Genomic DNA, 18,232 nt, shown 5'->3' on the forward strand with positions numbered 1-18,232 from the left:
TTACCTGCCTCCCATTGCAGCCGCTTCCGCAAGATGCTCCACGGCGCGCTCCAGTCGGGCTATCTCGTAGCGCTTTCTTATGAAGTAAATCGTCACCAGCAGCAGCGCTATCGCGTTCAGCCGCAGGCCCATCGTGTACATTGGATCCAGCGTTGCGGGGCTCGACGGTGGCTGGTGAAGAGTCCGCCACCATTTCACGGACATGTAAACTATCGGAACGTTGATTGCGCCGATGGCACCCACGGCGGCGCTCCACCTCGCTCGCTGTTCCGCGTCGTCAACGAAAGCGCGAAGCGCAAGATAGCCGACGAAGATGAGGAAAAGCACTAGCGTTGATGTCAGCCGCGCGTCCCATACCCACCAGACTCCCCACGCCGGGCGCCCCCAGATCATTCCCAGGATGAGCGTCAGGCCGGTGAATGTGGCACCGACCTCGGCTGCGGACGCAGCCAGCAGATCGTCGTTCTCACGCTTTTGCCAGAGATACCGCACGCTGAATACGAGCACGACGAAGAACGAGATGAACGCCATCCACGCCGCGGGCACGTGCACGTACATGATCTTCTGCAGGTGCCCCATGTCTCCCTCTGCCGGTGAAGTCAGAATCGAGAACACCTGCGCCGCGATCAGGGCGGCAAACGCGATGAACCCAAACAATGCACTAGTGCGTGGTGGTGGCGCTGCACGTGTCTCGCTCGAAAGCTCGGACTCAGGCATCAGTTGAGCCTCAGGCCTCGATGACATGCTCGAACGCAATGAACGTCGCGATCAGGAATACCAGATCGTATCCGATGAGCAGTCGAGTCCACGCGCCGGCCTCGTGCATCAGGTCAGCGCCGAGAAGCGCCTTGGACGCCGTAGTCGCTGCGAGCAACACCGGTACGAGCATTGGGAATAGAAGCAGCGGAAGCAGGACTTCGCGAGCGCGGCTTCTGCTCGCCATCGACGCGTAGAACGTCCCGAGCACCACCAGCCCCGCGACACCGAGAGCGACAACGGCAAGTATCGCCGGCCACCGCGCGGGAATGGTAATACCGAACAGGACAACGCCTGCCACCATTACTATCATGACCATCAGGCCAACGAATGTGAGATTGGCGAGCAGCTTTCCGGCGAAAATCGTCCATCGCGGCCCAGGATAAAGCAGCAGCGGCTCGAGCGCTCCGCTCTCCAGCTCGACCTGGAATGAGCGGTTGAATGCAAGCACTCCGGAGAAAAGTGTCGCGAGCCACACAGCGCCCACGGCTGCGTTACGCAACGCATCAGCATCCGGCCCAAGTGCCAGTCCGAGGAGGATGAGGATGGTGACGGCCAGCGAAGCGACACCGTTAAAGCCGGCCTTGGCGCGGAGCTCAGTGGTAAGATCCTTCTTCGCGATGGCGCGAACGCGCCGCCAGTCATCTTCCCAGGACATCAGACCGAAGCGAGCGAGGCTTGTTTTCGACCCGCGCGTTCAGAATTGCTGGTCGCAATGCGTCCTTCCGCGAGTGTAAGCGTGCGATCGAGAATCGCGCGAGCGGGGGCGAGCTCGTGCAGAGCAAGCAATGCTGCGCCTCCTGACGCGATGACGTCGCGAATCACGGAATTCATCAGCTCGACGCCGTCTTCGTCGAGGTTTGCGTATGGCTCGTCGAGCAGAAGTACGCCCGGGCTTCGCATGATGAGACGAGCGAGCGCGAGCCGACGCTGCATCCCAGCGGAAAAGCCCCGCACACGGCTGCCCGCCATTTCACCGAGGCCTACGCGGGCGAGGTTTCCATCGACGGACGCGTGCGGCAACCCAAGCATGTCCGCGGCGAACAGCAGGTTTTCGCGCGCAGTGAGGTCATCATACAATCCAGGCGTATGCGCGAGATAGCCGATTTGACCGCGGACGCTCGCAGCTTCCCTCACGATGTCCCGTCCGTTCACCGTTGCGGTGCCGGCACTCGGACGGAGAAGTGTCCCGAGAATTCTGAGTACGGTACTCTTTCCGCTGCCGTTCGGCCCGAGCAGCGCTGCCGCCTCTCCGTGCCCGACGCCAAACGTCACGCCCCGCAGCACCCATCGGATGCCGAAGCGTTTTCCGAGGCCACGAGCGTCGATCGCTTGATCGGGCTGACCGTTGTACATGGAGTGGGGTGGCGGAGAGGTGTGCGCGCGAGGAGACGCGCCATGAACGCCCCTAATATACGATCGGGAACGTCGTACTTCCCGAAAAAATCGCTGCTTTCCCTGCCTACTCCTCGACGAAGCGGTAGCTCGCGTGGCTGTCGTAGTCGATGCCGTGCTTCTTCTTCAGCTCCTGAATGTGTCTGAGCTGTCCCTTGGTGTGAGGGCTGGCGACACCGTCGCCGAAGGGCTCGTTCGTATGCAGTAGAATCTCCTCAAGACAGCTCGAGATGCTCATCCGCTTGTACTCGGCGAGATCGATGAGCAGAGCCGCGAGACGCTTCTCGAGGCGAACGGGAACCTCCACGCGCTCGATCTTGAGCGGCGGGCCGGTGTTGAAGAGCGGGTGTCCGAATCCAAGATGGTAGCCGTGAAGATCCTTCACAGTGTAATCACGGATTCCGTACTCTCTGTCGCCCGGCGGCTGAACCACTTCGACACCGTTTGCTCGATGGAATTCGTAGAGCTCGTCGGCGTTGCCGACGATGAAGAACACCGAGAGCCCTTTAGGACTTGGCGTGCCCTTCTCCAGAAAAATCTGGACGTTCCCGAGGTTCACGCCTGCCATCGCCGGCGGCTCGCCCCACGTGAAGCTCTGGCTGAAGCCTAGCTTTTTCGTGTAGAACTCAGCGGCCGCGGCGACATCCTCGACCGACAGGCTCGGGTGCACCTGGTCACACTCGACCTGCAGGCTGGCGGGAATTGACATGTGCGCTTCGATCAGCGACCTGTGCCCGCGTAGGCCCGCTCGATCTCCGCGATGTCGATTTTTTTCATCGGTAGCATCGCCTCCATCACTCTTCCGGCCTTAACGGGATCGGGGTCGCTGAGCCTCTTTCCGAGAACGCGGGGAACGACCTGCCACGAGAGACCGTACTTGTCCTTCAGCCATCCGCATTGCTGCGCCTGCGGATCACCACCCTCCGACAGCTTGTCCCAGTAATGGTCGACCTCGTCCTGCGTCTCGCAGTCGATCTGAAACGAAATCGCTTCGGTGAACTTGAATTGCGGGCCGCCGTTCAGTGCCGTGAATGTCTGACCGTCCAGGTCGAATTCCACGGTCATTGCTGATCCCGGCGGCCGTCCGTGAACTTCACGTCCGGCCTCTGTATACCTGCTGACTTTGCCAATCTTCGAGTTCTTGAAAATCGACGTATAGAAGTTGGCTGCTTTTTCTCCTTGGCTGTCAAACCACTAACAGGGGGTGATGCGATTTCCAATCGGCACTGGACGTCTCCTGGCGGGCAGAGAGACCGCCTTTTGACATCAAGAACCATGCACCGCTGCCCCGGACAGTTGTTCCACGACCTGGCACTGGAGCCCAGATCGTGGAATGCAGAAAGCGTCGCTACGCCAGAGCGTCGCTCAGCGCGTCAAACTGCTCGGACCAGTACTGCTTGAGACGGTCTGCCGTCACGCGATCCGGCAGCTTCGTGTGCTGCACCGCGACGGAGCTCTTTTTCGCGCCCTTCGGCGTGAAGCCCACCGCGACGATGGTGCCGTCGCTCCAGCCGAGCCGCATCGATTTAGGCGCGGTGGCGGTGCGGACTTTCACACCCGTCTCATCGAGCCAGCGCTTTCGGACATTCGCATCCTTCCACGCGTCGAACAGTTTTGTCACGGGGACGTTGAACGTGCGCGACTTGCTTGCTTCGTAGGTTCCGTCGCGTCGCTGACCGCGCGCGCGAAGTCCTTTGATCCGTTCGTAGCCGACGGTGACGGTCTGGCTCCACCATCCCGGGATCTTGTACTTCTCGTTCACGAGCCTGGCGATATCGCCATGTGCCATCTGCTCGGCGCCGTGGTAATCGAGCGCCGTCACCCATCGCACCCAGGTGCATCCTGTCCTTTGCTTGATGACCTCGTCGCTCATGCCCGCGAGCGTCGCGTACTCTTTTGGGTTTGTTGTTGCAGCGGGGGCAGACGCAGTGGCGGTTCTCTTTCTTGCCGCGGTCTTTCTTGTGATCTGCGCGCGAGCGGTGGTGTATGCTTCGCCCGTCTTTTTCATGCGCGTGCGGACCAGGCGCTTGAGATCTTTATTTCGAGTCATCGTGAAATCTCCTTTGGGTACACCACGGGCCACTCCCCAGCAGCGCGCCAATGGTGACGCAAAGGACCGACGATGCTCATCCGGGAGTCTGCCCCCCTTTGCCTCGCTGAGGACTTCGGCTGGGGCGAAGTCTGTAGAGGTTGGGCGTGGATTGCCGCCACCAAAACGATGTTGGTTTCGGTAGCCTATGTCAAGTTGGAGCCCTATTCCGACCGACCGTCTGAACGAGCTCTAACCGTGCATCGACGAAGTTTCGGCCTGATGTAACGAGTCGCACCGCGAATCAATGAGCTGAAATGACAGAGCAATTGGGTGCTCTGCTTCTGCGCAAAACGACCTTGTTGGTGTCTGAAACCATCCAGACCGATGGCCAACAGTGTAATCCGCTCGTATACTCGACGCTGATTCTCTCCGAGAGACGCCAACGATGCAGCGATTTACGTTCTCCACGATCACGGCATTACTCCTGGCCTGCGCCTCCGGCCCGCGAACTGAACCCGCTGTCACGGCGGCGCCCCAACCCGCTCAGGCATCTCCCTCCGAAGATCCATACCTGTGGCTGGAAGAAGTCGAGAGTCCTCGCGCGATGGCATGGGTGAAGAGTCACAACACGAAATCACTCGGCATTCTCCAGAGCGATCCCCGTTACGAGCGCTACCACGCCGAGGCGCTGAAAATACTCGAAGCCACCGACCGCATCGCCACTCCGCAATTTCGCGGACACACGATCTACAACTTCTGGCAGGACCCCACCCACGTTCGAGGCATTCTCCGTCGCACGTCCCTCGAGAGCTACCGCACGGCGAATCCGCGATGGACTGTGGTGCTCGACGTTGACTCACTCTCTGCGAAGGAAAGCGCGAACTGGGTCTACCGCGGAGCTAACTGTCTCAGGCCGGCGGACCGTCTGTGCATGATCACGCTCTCCAATGGCGGCAAGGACGCCAACGAGATGCGCGAATTCGATATGGAGACGATGAGCTTCGTGCCCAACGGGTTCCGCCTGCCCGAGTCGAAAGGCGGCATCACCTGGATCGACGCGAACACGATCCTCGTCAGTCGCAACTTCGGGCCGGGATCGCTCACGCGGTCCGGCTATCCGTTCGTCACGCGCCGCCTCAGGCGTGGACAGCCACTCGAGGAGGGGCCGGAAGTCTTCCGCGGTGACTCAGCCGACGTCTCAGCGGGGGCATTCGTCCTCCGCGACGCCGACGGACGCATTCAAGCGACGATGGGGAGTCGCGGCCTCACCTTCTACGAGGGCGAGTACTGGCTTCTCGACGGCGATGGGCGAAAGGTCAAGCTGCCGTTCCCTGGCCGCATGAGTATCCAGGCACTGGTAGACGACCAGCTCGTATTCACTACCCAGAGCGACTGGATGGGCTTCAAGGTTGGGGACCTGCTCGGCTTCGACCTCTCGGATCTCAAGGCAAATCCGGCAGCCGCCAGAGCATACCTCGTTCTTCGCCCGGGGCCGCGCGAGGCGATCGAAGGCGTATCCAGCACTCGCAACAAGCTGGTGGTTGCTCTGTACGAGAACGTGAAGGGCGCCGTCTACGTCTACGATCGTTCAGGGAGCGAGTGGAAGCGCCGCAAGCTCGATCTGCCGGCCAATTCCACAATCGGTATCGGCTCGTCGAACAGTCTCACCGACGACATTTTCTTCTCCGTTTCCAACTACGTGCAGCCGAACAGCCTGTGGCTAGCCAATTCTGCCACCGGCAGGGTCGAGAAGGTAAAGGCGATTCCTGATCGCTTCGACGCCTCGAAGATCACTGTCGACCAGTTCGAGGCAACGTCACCCGACGGGACAAAGATTCCCTACTTCGTCGTCCGCCCCAGGACGATGCCTCTCGACGGAAATAAGGCGACACTGCTCTACGGCTATGGCGGCTTTCAGAGCAGCCTGTTACCAGCGTACTCCGCGACCGTCGGCAAACTGTGGCTCGAGGATGGCGGCGCGTACGTGGTGGCGAACACCCGGGGCGGCGGGGAGTTCGGTCCTGCGTGGCATCAGGCTGCGCTGCAGGCGAATCGCTACAAGGCTCACGAGGACTTCATCGCGGTCGCGAAGGACATCATCGCGCGGAAGATCACGTCGCCCCGCCGGCTCGGCATTATCGGCGGGTCTCAGGGAGGCCTCTTCATGGGCGTAGCGATGACGTCGTACCCGGAGCTGTTCAACGCCGCGGTGATTCAGGTGCCGCTGTTCGACATGCTGCGCTATCACAAGATGCCGCCTGGCGCCTCCTGGATTGCTGAATACGGCGATCCTGAAAAGCCGGAGGAGCGAGCCTGGATCGCGAAGTACTCGCCCTATCAGGCGATTCGATCGGGGCAAAAGTATCCGGAGGCGTTCATCCACACGTCGACGAAGGATGACCGGGTGCATCCGGGCCACGCTCGCAAGGCCGTGGCGCGGCTCGAGGAGCTTGGCTACCCGGTTCTTTTCTACGAGAACACCGATGGCGGTCATTCCGCCGCGGCAAACCTCAAGGAGACGGCGCGACGGCTTGCGCTCGAGTACACGTACCTCTCTCGCAAGCTGAAGGGAGATTAAAGCGCGTTTCTACCAGGAATAGCGTTGCCTCAGGACTTTTGTGTGGTGAGTGACGTGGCCGGCGGCAATGTAAGCAAGCGCGCGCACGGAGAACGGATTTCCACTGGCAATGCCGCGGCGCTCCCACGCCTGCGCCGGAAGGTTATCGAAGAACGCAAGTGTCGCCGCGCGCACGGCACCGAATTCTTCGATGTGGCTGCTCCACGATCGTTCATGGGCGCCGGCCGCCGAGGCGGCGATGTCCTGGTCGAAGCTGGGCATCGGAGTGTCGAAGCCCCGCGCAAACCAGAAAGCCCGCGACATGTAAAGGCGCTCGCAGTCGTTAACGTGGCCCACAACCTCTCGGATACTCCACTTGTCCGGAGCATAGCGGTGCAATGACTTGTCGTCCGGGATTTCGCGCAGCAGTCCAAGCGTTTCAGGTAGCTGTGCACGGAGTATTTCGCAGATGTCTCCCGCGGGGACCTGATCGATGTACGTGAAGTAGTACTCGGCTGCCTCGCTGCGATCGGGAATCGTCGTCATGCTTGATTATTGTCAATATTTCCGGCTGTCGCCACTTCACCGCGCATTTTCCTCCCAACCCCTATGGGCGCAGAATGATACAGGACTGGGTGCCGCTGCTCACGATCGTCGCGTCATTGCTGCTCGTCGTCACCAGCGCGCTCAACTTTTCCGTTTTTCTAAGGCAGCTGCGCGCCTCGAAGGAGCAGCTCGAGACCGCCCGGCGCCAGCTGGAGGAGGCGCGGCAGGGGCCGGAGATCCTGCTCGTTCAGCGCGCGATGTCGGAGACGTCCGATCACCTCAAGACCCTCATCGACAGGCCGTATTTGCGTCCGTACTTCTACGACAACAAAGCATGGGCGGAAGGCGACAAGGCCAGCCTCGATGAGGTGAAGACGATGGCAGAGCTCATGCTGAACAATTTTGCCTCAGCCATCATTCATTCTGCCGCGTTTCCGCAATATCCCGTGCGCAGCGTCGAGCAGACAATCCGCTTCCATCTGCGGCAGAGCCCGGCCATGCGGGAGTTTTTGATGGAGGGCTTCGAGCACTATCAGCTCGCCGGTCTCGCTCTCCTGTGTCTCAAGAATGAATCGAAAGCGGAAACGGAAAGAGATCTCGCCGACTTGATCGCCGCGTCACCGAGCGATGTGCGGGAGCGAGCGCGGCGCGAGCGCCTGCTTCAATATCTGAGATCGACAAACGAGACGGATGCGATCGAGCTCGCGAAACACAGCTTGAGCGCCACGGGGGACCATCCTGTATTCTCCGTCAAAAACCTGCCTGCCAAAGCCACCCATTGACCCTTTGCTGCTCATCCCATGCGCCAGTTACAACGAGACCTGTACCAGCAGTTGCGCGTTGAAGCGATCGAAACGCGCGAGCGAATTGCCGCCATGGTGCGGCCGCTCGACCCGGCAAAGCTGAACGAGCATCCCGAGCCGAATGGCTGGAGCGTCGGCCAGGTGCTCGAGCATCTCTTCGTGGCCGATGAGAGATATGAAGCGCCGCTTGCCGCCCTCTTGCGCCGCGCGAGCAAGGATGCGGACGCGCCTGAACGAGAGTGGAAGCCATCGTTCATCGGCGGCCTTATTGCCGGCGGGCTGCTCAGGCCCAAGCCGCTCAAATCTCCCAAGGTGTTTCGACCCGGGCCAACGCCGCGCAACGGCGTGGTGGAAGAGCTCCTGGCCCGCGAGAAGAATTTCGTGAAGGCGATGGATGACGCAGCGTCACTGGATTGGCGGGCGCTGCGAATCAGCTCGCCGGCGTTGCCCTCGTGGGCGCCGAAGATGAATCTCGGTGACGGGTTCCGCATCCACATCGTACATCTCACGAGGCACTCGCATCAGATTGAACGGCTTGTCGCGAAGTTGTGAGCCCGGACGAATGGTCGTCTGCTGTCAGGACCTCGAGAACTTGAGGTGCGTGACGCCCGGCGCAGCGACGGTGCGCACAAGCTCCAGCCCGTGAAGGTCGTCGCCGACGTTATCGAACAGCCGTTCGCCGCCGCCGAGTAGCGTCGGTACAACGCCGATCTCCATCTCGTCAACGAGCCCGCGTGCGAGATATTGCTGCGCCGCACTGGCTCCGCCCGCGAGCGATACATCCTTGCCGCTCGCGGCTCGCCGTGCCTGTTCGAGCGCGGCGTCGATTCCCTCAGTGACGAACGTGAATGTCGTGCCGCCTTCGAGTGGGAGCGGCTCGCGCGCGTGATGCGTGAGCACGAACACCGGGTGATGATACGGCGGGCTGTCTCCCCACCAGCCGTTCCACGGTTTCTTGGAATCCCATGGGCCGGGATGGCCGCCAAACATGTTGCGGCCCATGATCGTGGAACCGATGTTGGCGAGCGATTCCTCGACGACACGATTGCTTTCGTTGGTCTCTCCGCCGGCCTCGCCATGCACGGCGCGCCATGCCTTGAGTGGAAATGCCCACTGGTGCAGACGCATGCCGCCGATTCCGAGCGGATTGTCCACGCTCTGGTTGGGGCCGGCGACGAAGCCGTCGAGCGACATTGAGATCTTCAGGCGCAGCCTGGACACGCGTTAACCTCCATGGAAACGGGACAGCCGCCGCGAGATACGACTCTTCGCTAAGCGGCGCCGCCCGGGAAAGCGCGCGCAACAGCAATCGATGCGCGCAGGAAACCCGCGAGGAGCGGGCCATGAACCACGAGCGCCGCTGGCAGGACGGTCAAAAACGCACCGGAAGAAATCCAGGATTCTCGTCGGCCACGAATCAGAACGAGAGCTGAAGTCGGAAGCGTGAGAAGGATAGCAGTCAACAATCCGGGCATATACGCGCGAAACACGACGGTCAGAGCCATGTGTGCAAGAGCGTTAAGGCCGATCAACGCCGCAAAGACGAGCATCGTGTAGGAGCTGCCCGGTGCTTCTGGTCTCCGTGAGGCTATCATGGCTGTAATGACACCAAGGGCAGTTACGATCAGGAGGCTGAACCGTAGCTGCGGGACTTCAATGCCCGCATAGAATGCGCGGAGGAACGCTGGGGCGCTGGTCTGCATAAGCTCGAGCATCCGGGGCGCGGCGATGGCTTCCTCGAGGTTGTGCAATGCGAACACCGAAGCGACGAGCAGGTACCAGAAACGCCGCGTATCCAGCGTCAGGCCGTTGCTCATGAGTCTTGCGTCAGACGTAAAGTGAACTCGAACGGCTGCCATACCCGTTATTCCTCTTCGCGTAACTCGGCGATACGTGCCTTCACGAGTCGCTTCACGAGACTTGGTGGTGGCGGCTCGCTGAGTGGAAATCGAATCGTCCCCTTCGATACCTCATATCCCTCGAGCTCGGCCGCGTAGGCCCTTTTGATCGCCGCCGTTATCGGGTACAGGCTGAGGTGGTTTTTCCAGGCAGCGTACCATAGAAGCGTTTTCCCGTTGAGTCTGAAGCCGGGAATCCCGTAGCTGAAGTGCTCGACTGCACCGGGCGCCGCATCGCGAATGCTATCGCGGATGCTCTTGAGGCTCTTGCGAGCATTCGGCGGCAATGCCGCAAGGTACGTTCGAACTTGCGCTCCAATCCGCCTTGCGTCGTTCCTTGAAGAAGGCGAGGGTATCATGATCTGCTCCAATTGAAGGCTTCAGTACGCATGCCGGTCCCCTTACTCGGCCAATCGTGGGATGAACCGCAACAGCTTCTCTGTACCATCGCCGTCGATTGACTTCATGAACGAGTACTGCGTCTTGATTTTCGCGTATCCCCGCTCCTGATAGAACTGATGCGCCGCCGTACGGCTGGTACTCGACGATAATCGGACAATTGAGCAGCCCTGAGCCTTCGCCCACACTTCGGCATGCTCCATGAGCAGGCTTCCAACTCCCTTTCGCCTGTGGTTGCTGTCTACCACCAGTCCGCCGATTACGACGAATGCCCCTGTTTCTACGTACTCTGCGATTAGCGCGTGGAGCCACCCGACCGGACGACCCTCGAGCTCAGCAACAAAGAACTGTTGATCCCGGCGCGACTGGATGCGCGCCAGCGTCGCTGCAACGGTGGAAGGCTCAGCATCGTACCCGAGTTGTGTCGTCAATCGTGCTACGTCATCTGCGTCCAGGATCCGTGCAGGGCGCACGGAAACTGCGATCTCACTTTCACTTCCTTCCGGAATCATGATTGTCTCGCCCTCGAGCCGCGGCGTCCGACGATCTTATAACGAAAGCAGTTGGTAGTGTGATCGTTGACCAGTCCGACAGCCTGCATGAAGGCGTAACAGATCGTCGAGCCGACGAACTTGAATCCCCGCCGGAGGAGATCGCGGCTGAGCGCGTCCGAATCCACGGTGCGGGCAGGAAGCGCGTCGAGCGCCGGCCAGCGATTTACACGAGGGGCTCCCCCGGCGAAATCCCAGACGTACGCGTCGAAGGTGCCGAACTCCTTCTGAACGGCGAGGAAGGCCCTCGCATTCCGGACAGTACTTTCGATTTTGAGCCGGTTGCGAACAATCCCCGGGTTGAGCAGCAGCCGTTCGACTCGTGCGCGTGTAAACCGCGCAACCCTCGCTGGATCAAAGTCGACGAACGCGTCACGATAGGCCTCGCGCTTCTTCAGAATGGTCTCCCAGCTAAGGCCGGCCTGCGCCCCTTCGAGTGTCAGGAACTCGAACAGGACCCTGTCATCGTGCGCGGGGACGCCCCACTCAGCGTCGTGATACGCAATGCTGAGCGGTGTTCGTGCCCAGGTGCAGCGCGTGAGGTTGTCTTCCGTCGTTCGTCCTGGCGGCTCGTGCATTCCACCTAATCTCTTCAGGAAGGCTTCTTAAGTCTGCGGGTCCGTGATGCCTTGTTCAACCAGTGGCGACGCGCGTTTCCAAGCAAACATTAGACTATATTTTTTGCGTCGCTGCCGTACATGACTCTACCGAATTTCAAGGAGGTTCTCATGCAGGACGGGTCTAATTCCTCCACCCCGCGCCGCGGCTTCATAGGCCGAGTAGCCGCGGCCGCGATGGGTATCAGTGTGGCCAGCCTGGTGCCCGAAGAAGCCGACGCTGCCACATCGCGTGCGGCCGATGCAAAACTGGAGGCCTGGTTTGGCAAGCTCAACGGCAAGCATCGGGCGGTCTTCGATGCGCCGGAGCCCAACTCCGGATACCCGGCGATCTGGCCGCGAGTTTATCGCATGACCACCGAGGCGAGCTACCCTGGAGAAACGTCAAGCGCCATGGTGATCCTGCGGCATTCGGCCTTGCCCCTGGCATTCCAGGACCACCTGTGGTCGAAATACAAGCTCGGGGAGCAGTTCGACCTCAAGATCGGTGATGTGCCCGCAACGAAAAACCCGTACGCGGCAATGACCGGCCTGCCGATTACGGGTGTTGGCATCGCTGAGCTGATGAAGGGCGGCGTGCTCGTAGGCGCGTGCGATATTGCGATGACGGTTTACAGCAGCGGTGCGGCGGCCAAGATGGGACTGGATCCCGCGGCAGTGAGAAAGGATTGGGTTGCCGGGCTGCTGCCCGGAGTCGTGCTGGTTCCGTCGGGCGTGATGGCTGTGGCCCGCGCGCAGGAGCTCGGGGCGCAATACATCTTCGCCGGGTGATTTGAACCGGGACGGGGGCTCTAGCGCCCCCGTTCCTCACGCCTGCTCGCCCGTTCCAACACCCGGGCGCTTTCATAATCAATGCGCGTCTGAGAGGACGCGCTCGTAATCCGTGATGTAGCTCTCCGCCTGCCTTCTCCGGTATTGAAGAATGAAGCGCGGATGATCCAGCGGATGAACCGACTCGAACCACCGGTGTCCGTCGTTGAGCCGCCTGAAGAACTTTGCATTTTTTCCCCGGCCCAGCACGATCACACGCTCGCGGCTGCAACCGAGGGCGATCTGCGCATCAATTGACGCGGCAATAAATGGCGTAACTGCGCGCTCGAGCTTTCGGTCATCGTAGTAGTTGAGATTTTTTCCATGGCGCGTGAATCCGAGCGGGCACACAGCCGATAACAGGAATTTTCGAAAGAAAGCGTCGGGGCCTCCAAGGTGCTTGATGACCGAGTAGATGAACCTGGACGACAGCTCCCGCTTGCGGGCGAAGTCGTTAGGGATTCCGCATTCGTCGGCCAGCGCCACTGGATCCGTAAACGTCACGCCGGTGATTCCGGCACCGAAGCGACCGGGGTTGATGCCGAGGATGAGGGTGCGCTCACGGTTGTCGGAGAAGTAGCCGTCGAGGAACAGGCGTACGTATCTCTGGACGCGCTTGTCCACGTAAGGATTCATTACGGTGACGCCTCGCGGCACGCGTGGAGACGCCAGCGACTTATAGAAGCGGAACGCGCGTTCGGCGAAGGTGTCTGAGGTGACCATCAAGGGTGGAAGCGTAGCGGAATGATCGAGGCGAAAACTGGCGCTTGGTGACAAGGACCTTGCTGACCTGGCGTCAGTCGCGCCGTGGGCCGACGCGGTGGAAATGTCATTCGTGCAGCGTGAGGACGACATTCTGAGTCTGCACCGCGCACTACGGGAGCTTGGCAGGGAGGACCTCGGAGTCGTACTCAAGATCGAGAAGCAGCGGGCGTTCGACGAGCTACCTCGGCTTCTTCTTGCGGCGATGCGCCAGCGAAAGTGCGGCGTGATGATCGCGCGCGGCGACCTTGCCGTCGAGACAGGCGTGTTCTAGCACGCTGTACCGGCCGCATCAACAATTCAGATCGAGCTGACCGCCACCCTGACCAGGGAATCGCCCAACTTGCAAATGCAAGAAAACAACAATAACTTGCAGCTGTATGGCACGACCTTTCCTTTTGCGACCGTCGAAGCCGGCGCCGGTCCTGGCGAAGGCAGCCCTCGCCGCGGCAGCCCGGCTAGGCCTGCGTAACAAGCAGCTCGGCGAAATCATCGGAACGAGCGAAGCGTCGGTGTCCCGGCTGCGAAGCGGCCGTGGACTCGATCCCGAGCGCAAAGAAGGCGAGCTCGCACTTCTCTTACTTCGTTTGTATCGGTCGCTCGACACACTGGTTGGCGGCGACGACGTCAAGGCGCGTCTGTGGCTGCACTCTGCCAACGATCACCTCGGCGGAATTCCCTCCGATCGGATCCGAACAGTGGAGGGACTCATCGATGTCGTCCAGTATCTGGACGCGATGCGCGGGCGACTCTGAGATACGATCGCTCCGCCTCTCGCCGTGGCGGGTGGTGGAGGCGCAGCATCAGGTTTCCACGCGCAAGCTCGTCGATTCGGCCGAGGAGCAGGCGCTGCTCGAGGAGATGATTGATCGCGTGAAGCCGCCGGACCTCACGGGAGGCGGACTGCACTATCTGCTTTTCACGCCTTTCCGCTATCCGCCGCTGGCGCACGGCTCGCGGTTTGGCGGCCGGCACGAGCGCGGGATCTGGTACGGCTCGGTCGAACGCCGGTCGGCATTCGCCGAGGTCGCGTACTATCGGCTCCTGTTTCTCGAGGGAACTCAAGCGTCGCTCGGCACCGTGACCACGGCGCTCACCGCGTTCACGGCGCGAGTGCGCACCGCGCGCGGCGTGGATCTGGTTGCGCCTCCGTTTGACGCTCACCGTCGATCCATCGCGTCGCCGACGAGGTATGCATCGTCGCAGCCGATTGGCACTGCCATGCGTGGCGCGGGCGTCGAGGCGTTTCGCTATCCATCCGCGCGCGACGCCGAGGGTGGGATAAATGTTGCGGCGTTCGTCGCGTCGGTGTTCGGGAATACGAAACCCACGTCAGTCGAGACGTGGCATTGTACGGCAGCGCGTGAGCGGGTGGAGATCATGCAGGGCGATTACTTCAAGCGCGACAGGTTTGCGTTTCCGCGAGAACAGTTTCTGGTGAAGGGAGTGCTGCCGGCGCCGGCATTGTAAAAACGATCCGACCGCCAGGGTCGGAGAGTGACCACCGGTCTTCTGGCGCAACTCATTCCCCGCCTGTAACGTGAGGAGTCGCCTTCGTGGGTAGTGTCATGAACCGCTCTCCAGAGCTGTCCGTTCCTCTTCTCATTCTGTTGCTGGCCGCGTGCTCGGATGCGTCTAACGGGCCCAGTGATCCGGCCGCCCCCAGACCTGATGTGTCCATGGGTCGCGCTGCATTCGTGCAGGACTGCTCGACGTGTCATGCCTCGGGCGACGGCTTCGACCTCAAGACGTTCAGCTTCAGCGACACGACGATCATTCGTCGCGCAGTGAAGCACGTCGATACTGCGACTGCGCATAACATCGTCGCGTACATCCAGAGCATAGCCGCTCCGCGAAACGACGAGAACCTGCGCCTGTTTCAGCCAAAGGGCGCGCCGCTCGCGGGAGACGTAGAGTTTGCGACCGCTCTCTTCGGGCGTGATGCGTGGCCGGCAGAGCTGACATCGGCAGAGCTTGCGGCAATCGACCCTCGCCGGGTTCAAGTCGCGATTCGGCTACCGGTCTGGTCGGACGAAGGCTCGAACACTGACTGGATGCCGGACTTCGCTCTGCCGGCCGGAGTGCTGGACTACTCGGGCGGCCTCGCTGCGGGTGCGATCGCAGGGTATCGCGCATCACCCACGAGTGAGAATCTCGGGCGGGCGGTGAAGGCCCTTCGAACCGCCGATCGCGCGAGCGCGAACGTGGCCGCACCTTGCATTCTCGACGACGCGGCGCGAGCAAAATTTCGGGAGTGCTTCGAGGTCCGCCGCTGGACATCGAGTCTGGTTGCCCTGCACATGCTTCGCTACGGAGTGAACGCCGATCTCGGCACCCAGGCTCACGATGTCTGGTGGGATGTTGGCGACGCCGCACGCAAGTCTCGCGGTGTTGCAGGCGTACCGATCGCCAACGCGACCGAGAATTGGACGAGCTGGATGTTCCTGGGCTGGAGCTTCGATCCATCGAGGCACTCCAGCACATACACGGCCGGTGGCTTCAGACAGCTCGGGTTGAGCCGACATGCAACGTTCGTAGCGCTGCGCAGCCAGGTTGCCAGGCCACGAAACAGCGTGAACGTGTATGAGGATCTTCTGAATGCGGTGCGATTCGCTCCGTCGGGCTGGACGCTGCCGGTCGCGAGCTTCGCCCTGCGAAACGTGGGCTCACGTCTGGCGCAGGGAGACCGCCCGTCGTTGACCGACATTGCAAAGGCAATCGCGTCGGTCTATGGAGCTCTCGCCGAAGCGAACAAGAAGGTGCCCGTAGGGGACCGCGCAACACTCGACGCTCTCGGACAGCCAGTCCTGGCGGCCCTGGCGCCGCACTGACCGCTGTGGCGCTGGGAATCCCAAGGTTCGTTCGACACCATTCATGTTAGCATTCAGCCCACGTCGCTCGCTCACGAGCTGAACGGCCTTGTCGCTCAAATCCCCTGATCCGAGGTTGGTATGCAACGAAAACTGACGATCGCCGCCTGCATGCTGCTCGCCGCCTCCTCGGCTCATGCGCAGGCCGCCAAGGAATCCGTCGTATCAGCTCCACGTGCTGAACGACGGGCGCACGTGGATTCAGTCCACGAAGACATTCGCAGCGACGACTACTTCTGGCTGCGGGTCAAGACGGATCCCGCCGTGCGGTCTTATCTCGAAAATGAGAATGCGTACGCCGAAGCGGTGACGGCTCCGCTGGCCCCGTTACGGGAGAAGCTCTACGACGAGATGCTCGCGCGCATCAAGCAGACCGACCTCTCGGTGCCGTATCGCCGGGACGGCTACTTCTACTATTCGCGCACCGTCGAGGGCAAACAGTATCCGATCTACGCCCGGAAGCGAGGTTCGCTTGACGCACCGGAGCAGGTCACGCTCGACCTCAACGAGATGGCAAAGGGCAAGACGTTCATGGCCCTCGGCAGCTACGAGGTCAGCGATGACGGGAATCTCCTGGCTTACTCGTTCGACTCGACGGGCTACCGCCAATACGTCCTCCAGGTCAAGGACCTTCGCACGGGGAAGCTGCTCGGCACGCGAGCCGAGCGCGTAGTGAGCGCCGCCTGGGCGGCGGACAATCGCACGATTTTCTATTCGGTCGAGGATCCGGTCGCAAAGCGGTCCTACCGCGTGTATCGCCACGTCCTCGGCCGGAACAGTGACACGCTGCTGTATGAGGAAAAAGACGAGCGTTTCAGCGTTTATTTGGAGCGCTCACGCAGCCGCGAGTACGTCTTCATGTCCGTTGGAAGCCTGACGGCCTCAGAGCAGTATTTCCTACCGGCCAGGAATCCGGTTGCCCGCTGGACGCTCATGAGTCCCCGACGCGCCAAGCGTGAATACTATGCCGATCATCATAGCGACAAGTTCTACATCCGCGTAAACGACGCCGGACCGAACTTCCGTATCGTAACAGCTCCTGTAACTGATCCAGCCGAGAAGAGCTGGACGGAGCTGGTGCCGCACCGGGCCGACGTGATGCTGTCGAACTTCACGCTGTTCGCCAATCATCTCGTGCGCAGCGAGCGACAGAACGCCTTGCCGCAGATAGTCGTCACGGACCTGCGAAGCACCGCAACGCATTCGCTTGCGTTTCCGGAGCCAGTATACAGTGCCGGGCTGACCGGTAACGCGGAGTGGAATACGAAGACATTACGGTACAACTACCAGTCGTTCACCGCGCCGAGCTCGGTCTTCGACTACGACATGGAAACGAAGCAATCGAAGCTGTTGAAGGAAACCGAGGTCCTCGGTGGCTACGATCGCAGCCGCTACGTTTCCGAGCGCGTCACCGCCATCGCGCGTGACGGCACGAAGGTCCCGGTGTCACTCGTTTACCGGAAAGGCCAGAAGCGCGACGGGAGCGCGGCGATGCTGCTGACCGCCTACGGCTCGTACGGCTCGCCGTCGAACGTCTCTTTCAGTTCCAATCGCTTCAGCCTGATCGATCGCGGAATGATCTACGCGATCGCTCACATTCGCGGCGGCGGCGACCTCGGGAAGCCATGGCACGAGCAGGGACGCATGTTGACCAAGATGAATACCTTCACCGACTTCATCGACGTCGCGGAGCATCTGTTGAAGGAGCGCTACGCGTCGAAGAGCCGGCTGGTGATCGAGGGCGGCAGCGCCGGCGGCCTCCTCATGGGCGCCGTGACCAACATGCGGCCCGATCTCTTCAAGGCGGTCGTCAGCCACGTACCGTTCCTGGACGTCATCAACACCATGCTCGACGAATCACTGCCGCTGACGGTGGCTGAGTTCGAGGAGTGGGGCAACCCCAAGAAGAAAGCGGAATACGACTACATGAAGCAATACGATCCATACGGCAACATCGCCGCAAGGGACTATCCCGCGATCCTCGTGCGCACGTCATTCAACGACAGTCAGGTGATGTACCATGAGCCGGCCAAGTACACGGCGAGAATGCGGGCGATGAAGACGGACAGGAATCCTCTGCTGCTGGTGACGAACATGGGCGCTGGACACGGCGGCGCGTCCGGCCGCTACGATCGCTTGCGCGAAGTAGCGCATACTTACGCCTTCGTGCTCTGGCAGGTCGGCCTGCAATAAGCTCCAGGGTCGCCCGGCTTTGCAGGAAGCCTGCGCCACTGCC

At 61.1% G+C, this 18,232-nt stretch carries 21 protein-coding genes and 1 pseudogene; 9 read left to right on the forward strand and 13 right to left on the reverse strand.

The features are described 5' to 3' along the window. From ccsA to VES88_03975, 6 genes and pseudogenes are all read right to left on the reverse strand, one after another. Window positions 1–717, reverse strand: coding sequence for a cytochrome c biogenesis protein CcsA (gene ccsA / locus VES88_03950; GenBank protein ID HYN80631.1), 717 nt, complete (start codon window positions 715–717; stop codon window positions 1–3). 10 nt (window positions 718–727) lie between these two features. Beyond that, entirely contained in the window at window positions 728–1,414 is a 687-nt protein-coding gene (locus tag VES88_03955) for a heme exporter protein CcmB (GenBank protein ID HYN80632.1), read from the reverse strand. Further along, window positions 1,414–2,112 (reverse strand): heme ABC exporter ATP-binding protein CcmA, encoded by a 699-nt coding sequence (ccmA, locus tag VES88_03960; GenBank protein HYN80633.1) that lies wholly within the window; start codon window positions 2,110–2,112, stop codon window positions 1,414–1,416. Before ccmA ends, VES88_03955 begins: the two co-directional genes overlap by 1 nt. 106 nt (window positions 2,113–2,218) lie before the next feature. Further along, window positions 2,219–2,860: a VOC family protein gene (locus VES88_03965; GenBank protein HYN80634.1), complete on the reverse strand. Its 642-nt coding sequence runs from the start codon at window positions 2,858–2,860 to the stop codon at window positions 2,219–2,221. Window positions 2,861–2,871: 11 nt separating this feature from the next. Next, a pseudogene (locus VES88_03970) lies at window positions 2,872–3,333 on the reverse strand (VOC family protein). Window positions 3,334–3,499: 166 nt separating this feature from the next. Next, window positions 3,500–4,201: a hypothetical protein gene (locus VES88_03975; protein ID HYN80635.1), complete on the reverse strand. Its 702-nt coding sequence runs from the start codon at window positions 4,199–4,201 to the stop codon at window positions 3,500–3,502. A gap of 427 nt (window positions 4,202–4,628) precedes the next feature. Here VES88_03975 and VES88_03980 point away from each other — a divergent pair, with 427 nt between their 5' ends. After that, complete coding sequence (locus tag VES88_03980; protein HYN80636.1) at window positions 4,629–6,761, forward strand: prolyl oligopeptidase family serine peptidase; 2,133 nt, start codon at window positions 4,629–4,631, stop codon at window positions 6,759–6,761. 9 nt (window positions 6,762–6,770) lie between these two features. On the opposite strand, the gene VES88_03985 is transcribed toward VES88_03980, so the two are convergent. Beyond that, window positions 6,771–7,286, reverse strand: coding sequence for a DinB family protein (locus tag VES88_03985; protein ID HYN80637.1), 516 nt, complete (start codon window positions 7,284–7,286; stop codon window positions 6,771–6,773). Window positions 7,287–7,360: 74 nt separating this feature from the next. Between VES88_03985 and VES88_03990 the strand changes: the two genes are divergently transcribed. Next, window positions 7,361–8,068, forward strand: a complete 708-nt coding sequence (locus VES88_03990; protein HYN80638.1) for a hypothetical protein — start codon at window positions 7,361–7,363, stop codon at window positions 8,066–8,068. An 18-nt stretch (window positions 8,069–8,086) separates the two neighbouring features. After that, entirely contained in the window at window positions 8,087–8,641 is a 555-nt protein-coding gene (locus tag VES88_03995) for a DinB family protein (protein ID HYN80639.1), read from the forward strand. A 24-nt stretch (window positions 8,642–8,665) separates the two neighbouring features. Here the strand turns inward: VES88_03995 and VES88_04000 are convergent, their stop codons facing one another. Genes VES88_04000 through VES88_04020 form a run of 5 tightly spaced genes read right to left on the reverse strand, consistent with a single transcriptional unit; the run spans window position 8,666 to window position 11,515 of the window. Beyond that, window positions 8,666–9,310: a dihydrofolate reductase family protein gene (locus tag VES88_04000; GenBank protein ID HYN80640.1), complete on the reverse strand. Its 645-nt coding sequence runs from the start codon at window positions 9,308–9,310 to the stop codon at window positions 8,666–8,668. Window positions 9,311–9,360: 50 nt separating this feature from the next. Further along, window positions 9,361–9,906: an HXXEE domain-containing protein gene (locus VES88_04005; protein HYN80641.1), complete on the reverse strand. Its 546-nt coding sequence runs from the start codon at window positions 9,904–9,906 to the stop codon at window positions 9,361–9,363. A gap of 47 nt (window positions 9,907–9,953) precedes the next feature. After that, on the reverse strand, window positions 9,954–10,346 hold the full coding sequence (locus tag VES88_04010; GenBank protein HYN80642.1) for a DUF1801 domain-containing protein: 393 nt from the start codon (window positions 10,344–10,346) through the stop codon (window positions 9,954–9,956). Between the two features lie 42 nt (window positions 10,347–10,388). Further along, on the reverse strand, window positions 10,389–10,898 hold the full coding sequence (locus tag VES88_04015; protein HYN80643.1) for a GNAT family N-acetyltransferase: 510 nt from the start codon (window positions 10,896–10,898) through the stop codon (window positions 10,389–10,391). Beyond that, entirely contained in the window at window positions 10,895–11,515 is a 621-nt protein-coding gene (locus VES88_04020; GenBank protein ID HYN80644.1) for a DNA-3-methyladenine glycosylase I, read from the reverse strand. Before VES88_04020 ends, VES88_04015 begins: the two co-directional genes overlap by 4 nt. A gap of 120 nt (window positions 11,516–11,635) precedes the next feature. On the opposite strand from VES88_04020, the gene VES88_04025 reads away from it, so the two are divergent. Continuing rightward, window positions 11,636–12,325, forward strand: a complete 690-nt coding sequence (locus VES88_04025; protein ID HYN80645.1) for a hypothetical protein — start codon at window positions 11,636–11,638, stop codon at window positions 12,323–12,325. 78 nt (window positions 12,326–12,403) lie between these two features. Here VES88_04025 and VES88_04030 read toward each other — a convergent pair whose 3' ends face one another. After that, window positions 12,404–13,087: a uracil-DNA glycosylase family protein gene (locus tag VES88_04030; protein HYN80646.1), complete on the reverse strand. Its 684-nt coding sequence runs from the start codon at window positions 13,085–13,087 to the stop codon at window positions 12,404–12,406. 37 nt (window positions 13,088–13,124) lie between these two features. Here VES88_04030 and VES88_04035 point away from each other — a divergent pair, with 37 nt between their 5' ends. The 5 genes from VES88_04035 to VES88_04055 all read left to right on the forward strand — a co-directional run bounded on the left by VES88_04035 (window position 13,125) and on the right by VES88_04055 (window position 18,189). Next, on the forward strand, window positions 13,125–13,400 hold the full coding sequence (locus VES88_04035) for a pyruvate kinase (GenBank protein HYN80647.1): 276 nt from the start codon (window positions 13,125–13,127) through the stop codon (window positions 13,398–13,400). A 106-nt stretch (window positions 13,401–13,506) separates the two neighbouring features. Further along, on the forward strand, window positions 13,507–13,881 hold the full coding sequence (locus VES88_04040) for an MbcA/ParS/Xre antitoxin family protein (protein HYN80648.1): 375 nt from the start codon (window positions 13,507–13,509) through the stop codon (window positions 13,879–13,881). Beyond that, entirely contained in the window at window positions 13,841–14,596 is a 756-nt protein-coding gene (locus VES88_04045) for an RES family NAD+ phosphorylase (GenBank protein HYN80649.1), read from the forward strand. The genes VES88_04040 and VES88_04045 overlap by 41 nt, the downstream gene beginning before the upstream one ends. Window positions 14,597–14,805: 209 nt before the next feature. After that, window positions 14,806–15,957 carry a hypothetical protein gene (locus VES88_04050; GenBank protein ID HYN80650.1) on the forward strand — a complete coding sequence of 384 codons (1,152 nt, stop codon included), beginning with the start codon at window positions 14,806–14,808 and terminating at the stop codon, window positions 15,955–15,957. Window positions 15,958–16,077: 120 nt separating this feature from the next. Next, a complete protein-coding gene (locus VES88_04055; protein ID HYN80651.1) occupies window positions 16,078–18,189 on the forward strand; it encodes a S9 family peptidase in 2,112 nt (703 codons plus the stop codon). The last annotated feature ends 43 nt before the right edge of the window (window positions 18,190–18,232 follow it).

The sequence above is a fragment of the Gemmatimonadaceae bacterium genome (genome assembly GCA_035633115.1).
In the GTDB taxonomy this organism is placed as follows: Bacteria; Gemmatimonadota; Gemmatimonadetes; order Gemmatimonadales; family Gemmatimonadaceae; genus UBA4720.

Coding starts and splice junctions, on each gene's coding strand:
- VES88_04010 (HYN80642.1), bottom strand. CDS start 10,346: ATGATACCCTCGCCTTCTTCAAGGAACGACGCAAGGCGGATTGGAGCG.
- VES88_04055 (HYN80651.1), top strand. CDS start 16,078: ATGCAACGAAAACTGACGATCGCCGCCTGCATGCTGCTCGCCGCCTCC.
- VES88_03995 (HYN80639.1), top strand. CDS start 8,087: ATGCGCCAGTTACAACGAGACCTGTACCAGCAGTTGCGCGTTGAAGCG.
- VES88_03955 (HYN80632.1), bottom strand. CDS start 1,414: ATGTCCTGGGAAGATGACTGGCGGCGCGTTCGCGCCATCGCGAAGAAG.
- VES88_03980 (HYN80636.1), top strand. CDS start 4,629: ATGCAGCGATTTACGTTCTCCACGATCACGGCATTACTCCTGGCCTGC.
- VES88_04025 (HYN80645.1), top strand. CDS start 11,636: ATGACTCTACCGAATTTCAAGGAGGTTCTCATGCAGGACGGGTCTAAT.
- VES88_04030 (HYN80646.1), bottom strand. CDS start 13,087: ATGGTCACCTCAGACACCTTCGCCGAACGCGCGTTCCGCTTCTATAAG.
- VES88_04045 (HYN80649.1), top strand. CDS start 13,841: ATGTCGTCCAGTATCTGGACGCGATGCGCGGGCGACTCTGAGATACGA.
- VES88_03965 (HYN80634.1), bottom strand. CDS start 2,860: ATGTCAATTCCCGCCAGCCTGCAGGTCGAGTGTGACCAGGTGCACCCG.
- VES88_03985 (HYN80637.1), bottom strand. CDS start 7,286: ATGACGACGATTCCCGATCGCAGCGAGGCAGCCGAGTACTACTTCACG.
- VES88_03975 (HYN80635.1), bottom strand. CDS start 4,201: ATGACTCGAAATAAAGATCTCAAGCGCCTGGTCCGCACGCGCATGAAA.
- VES88_04040 (HYN80648.1), top strand. CDS start 13,507: ATGGCACGACCTTTCCTTTTGCGACCGTCGAAGCCGGCGCCGGTCCTG.
- VES88_04050 (HYN80650.1), top strand. CDS start 14,806: ATGGGTCGCGCTGCATTCGTGCAGGACTGCTCGACGTGTCATGCCTCG.
- ccmA (HYN80633.1), bottom strand. CDS start 2,112: ATGTACAACGGTCAGCCCGATCAAGCGATCGACGCTCGTGGCCTCGGA.
- VES88_04005 (HYN80641.1), bottom strand. CDS start 9,906: ATGAGCAACGGCCTGACGCTGGATACGCGGCGTTTCTGGTACCTGCTC.
- VES88_03990 (HYN80638.1), top strand. CDS start 7,361: ATGATACAGGACTGGGTGCCGCTGCTCACGATCGTCGCGTCATTGCTG.
- ccsA (HYN80631.1), bottom strand. CDS start 717: ATGCCTGAGTCCGAGCTTTCGAGCGAGACACGTGCAGCGCCACCACCA.
- VES88_04020 (HYN80644.1), bottom strand. CDS start 11,515: ATGCACGAGCCGCCAGGACGAACGACGGAAGACAACCTCACGCGCTGC.
- VES88_04015 (HYN80643.1), bottom strand. CDS start 10,898: ATGATTCCGGAAGGAAGTGAAAGTGAGATCGCAGTTTCCGTGCGCCCT.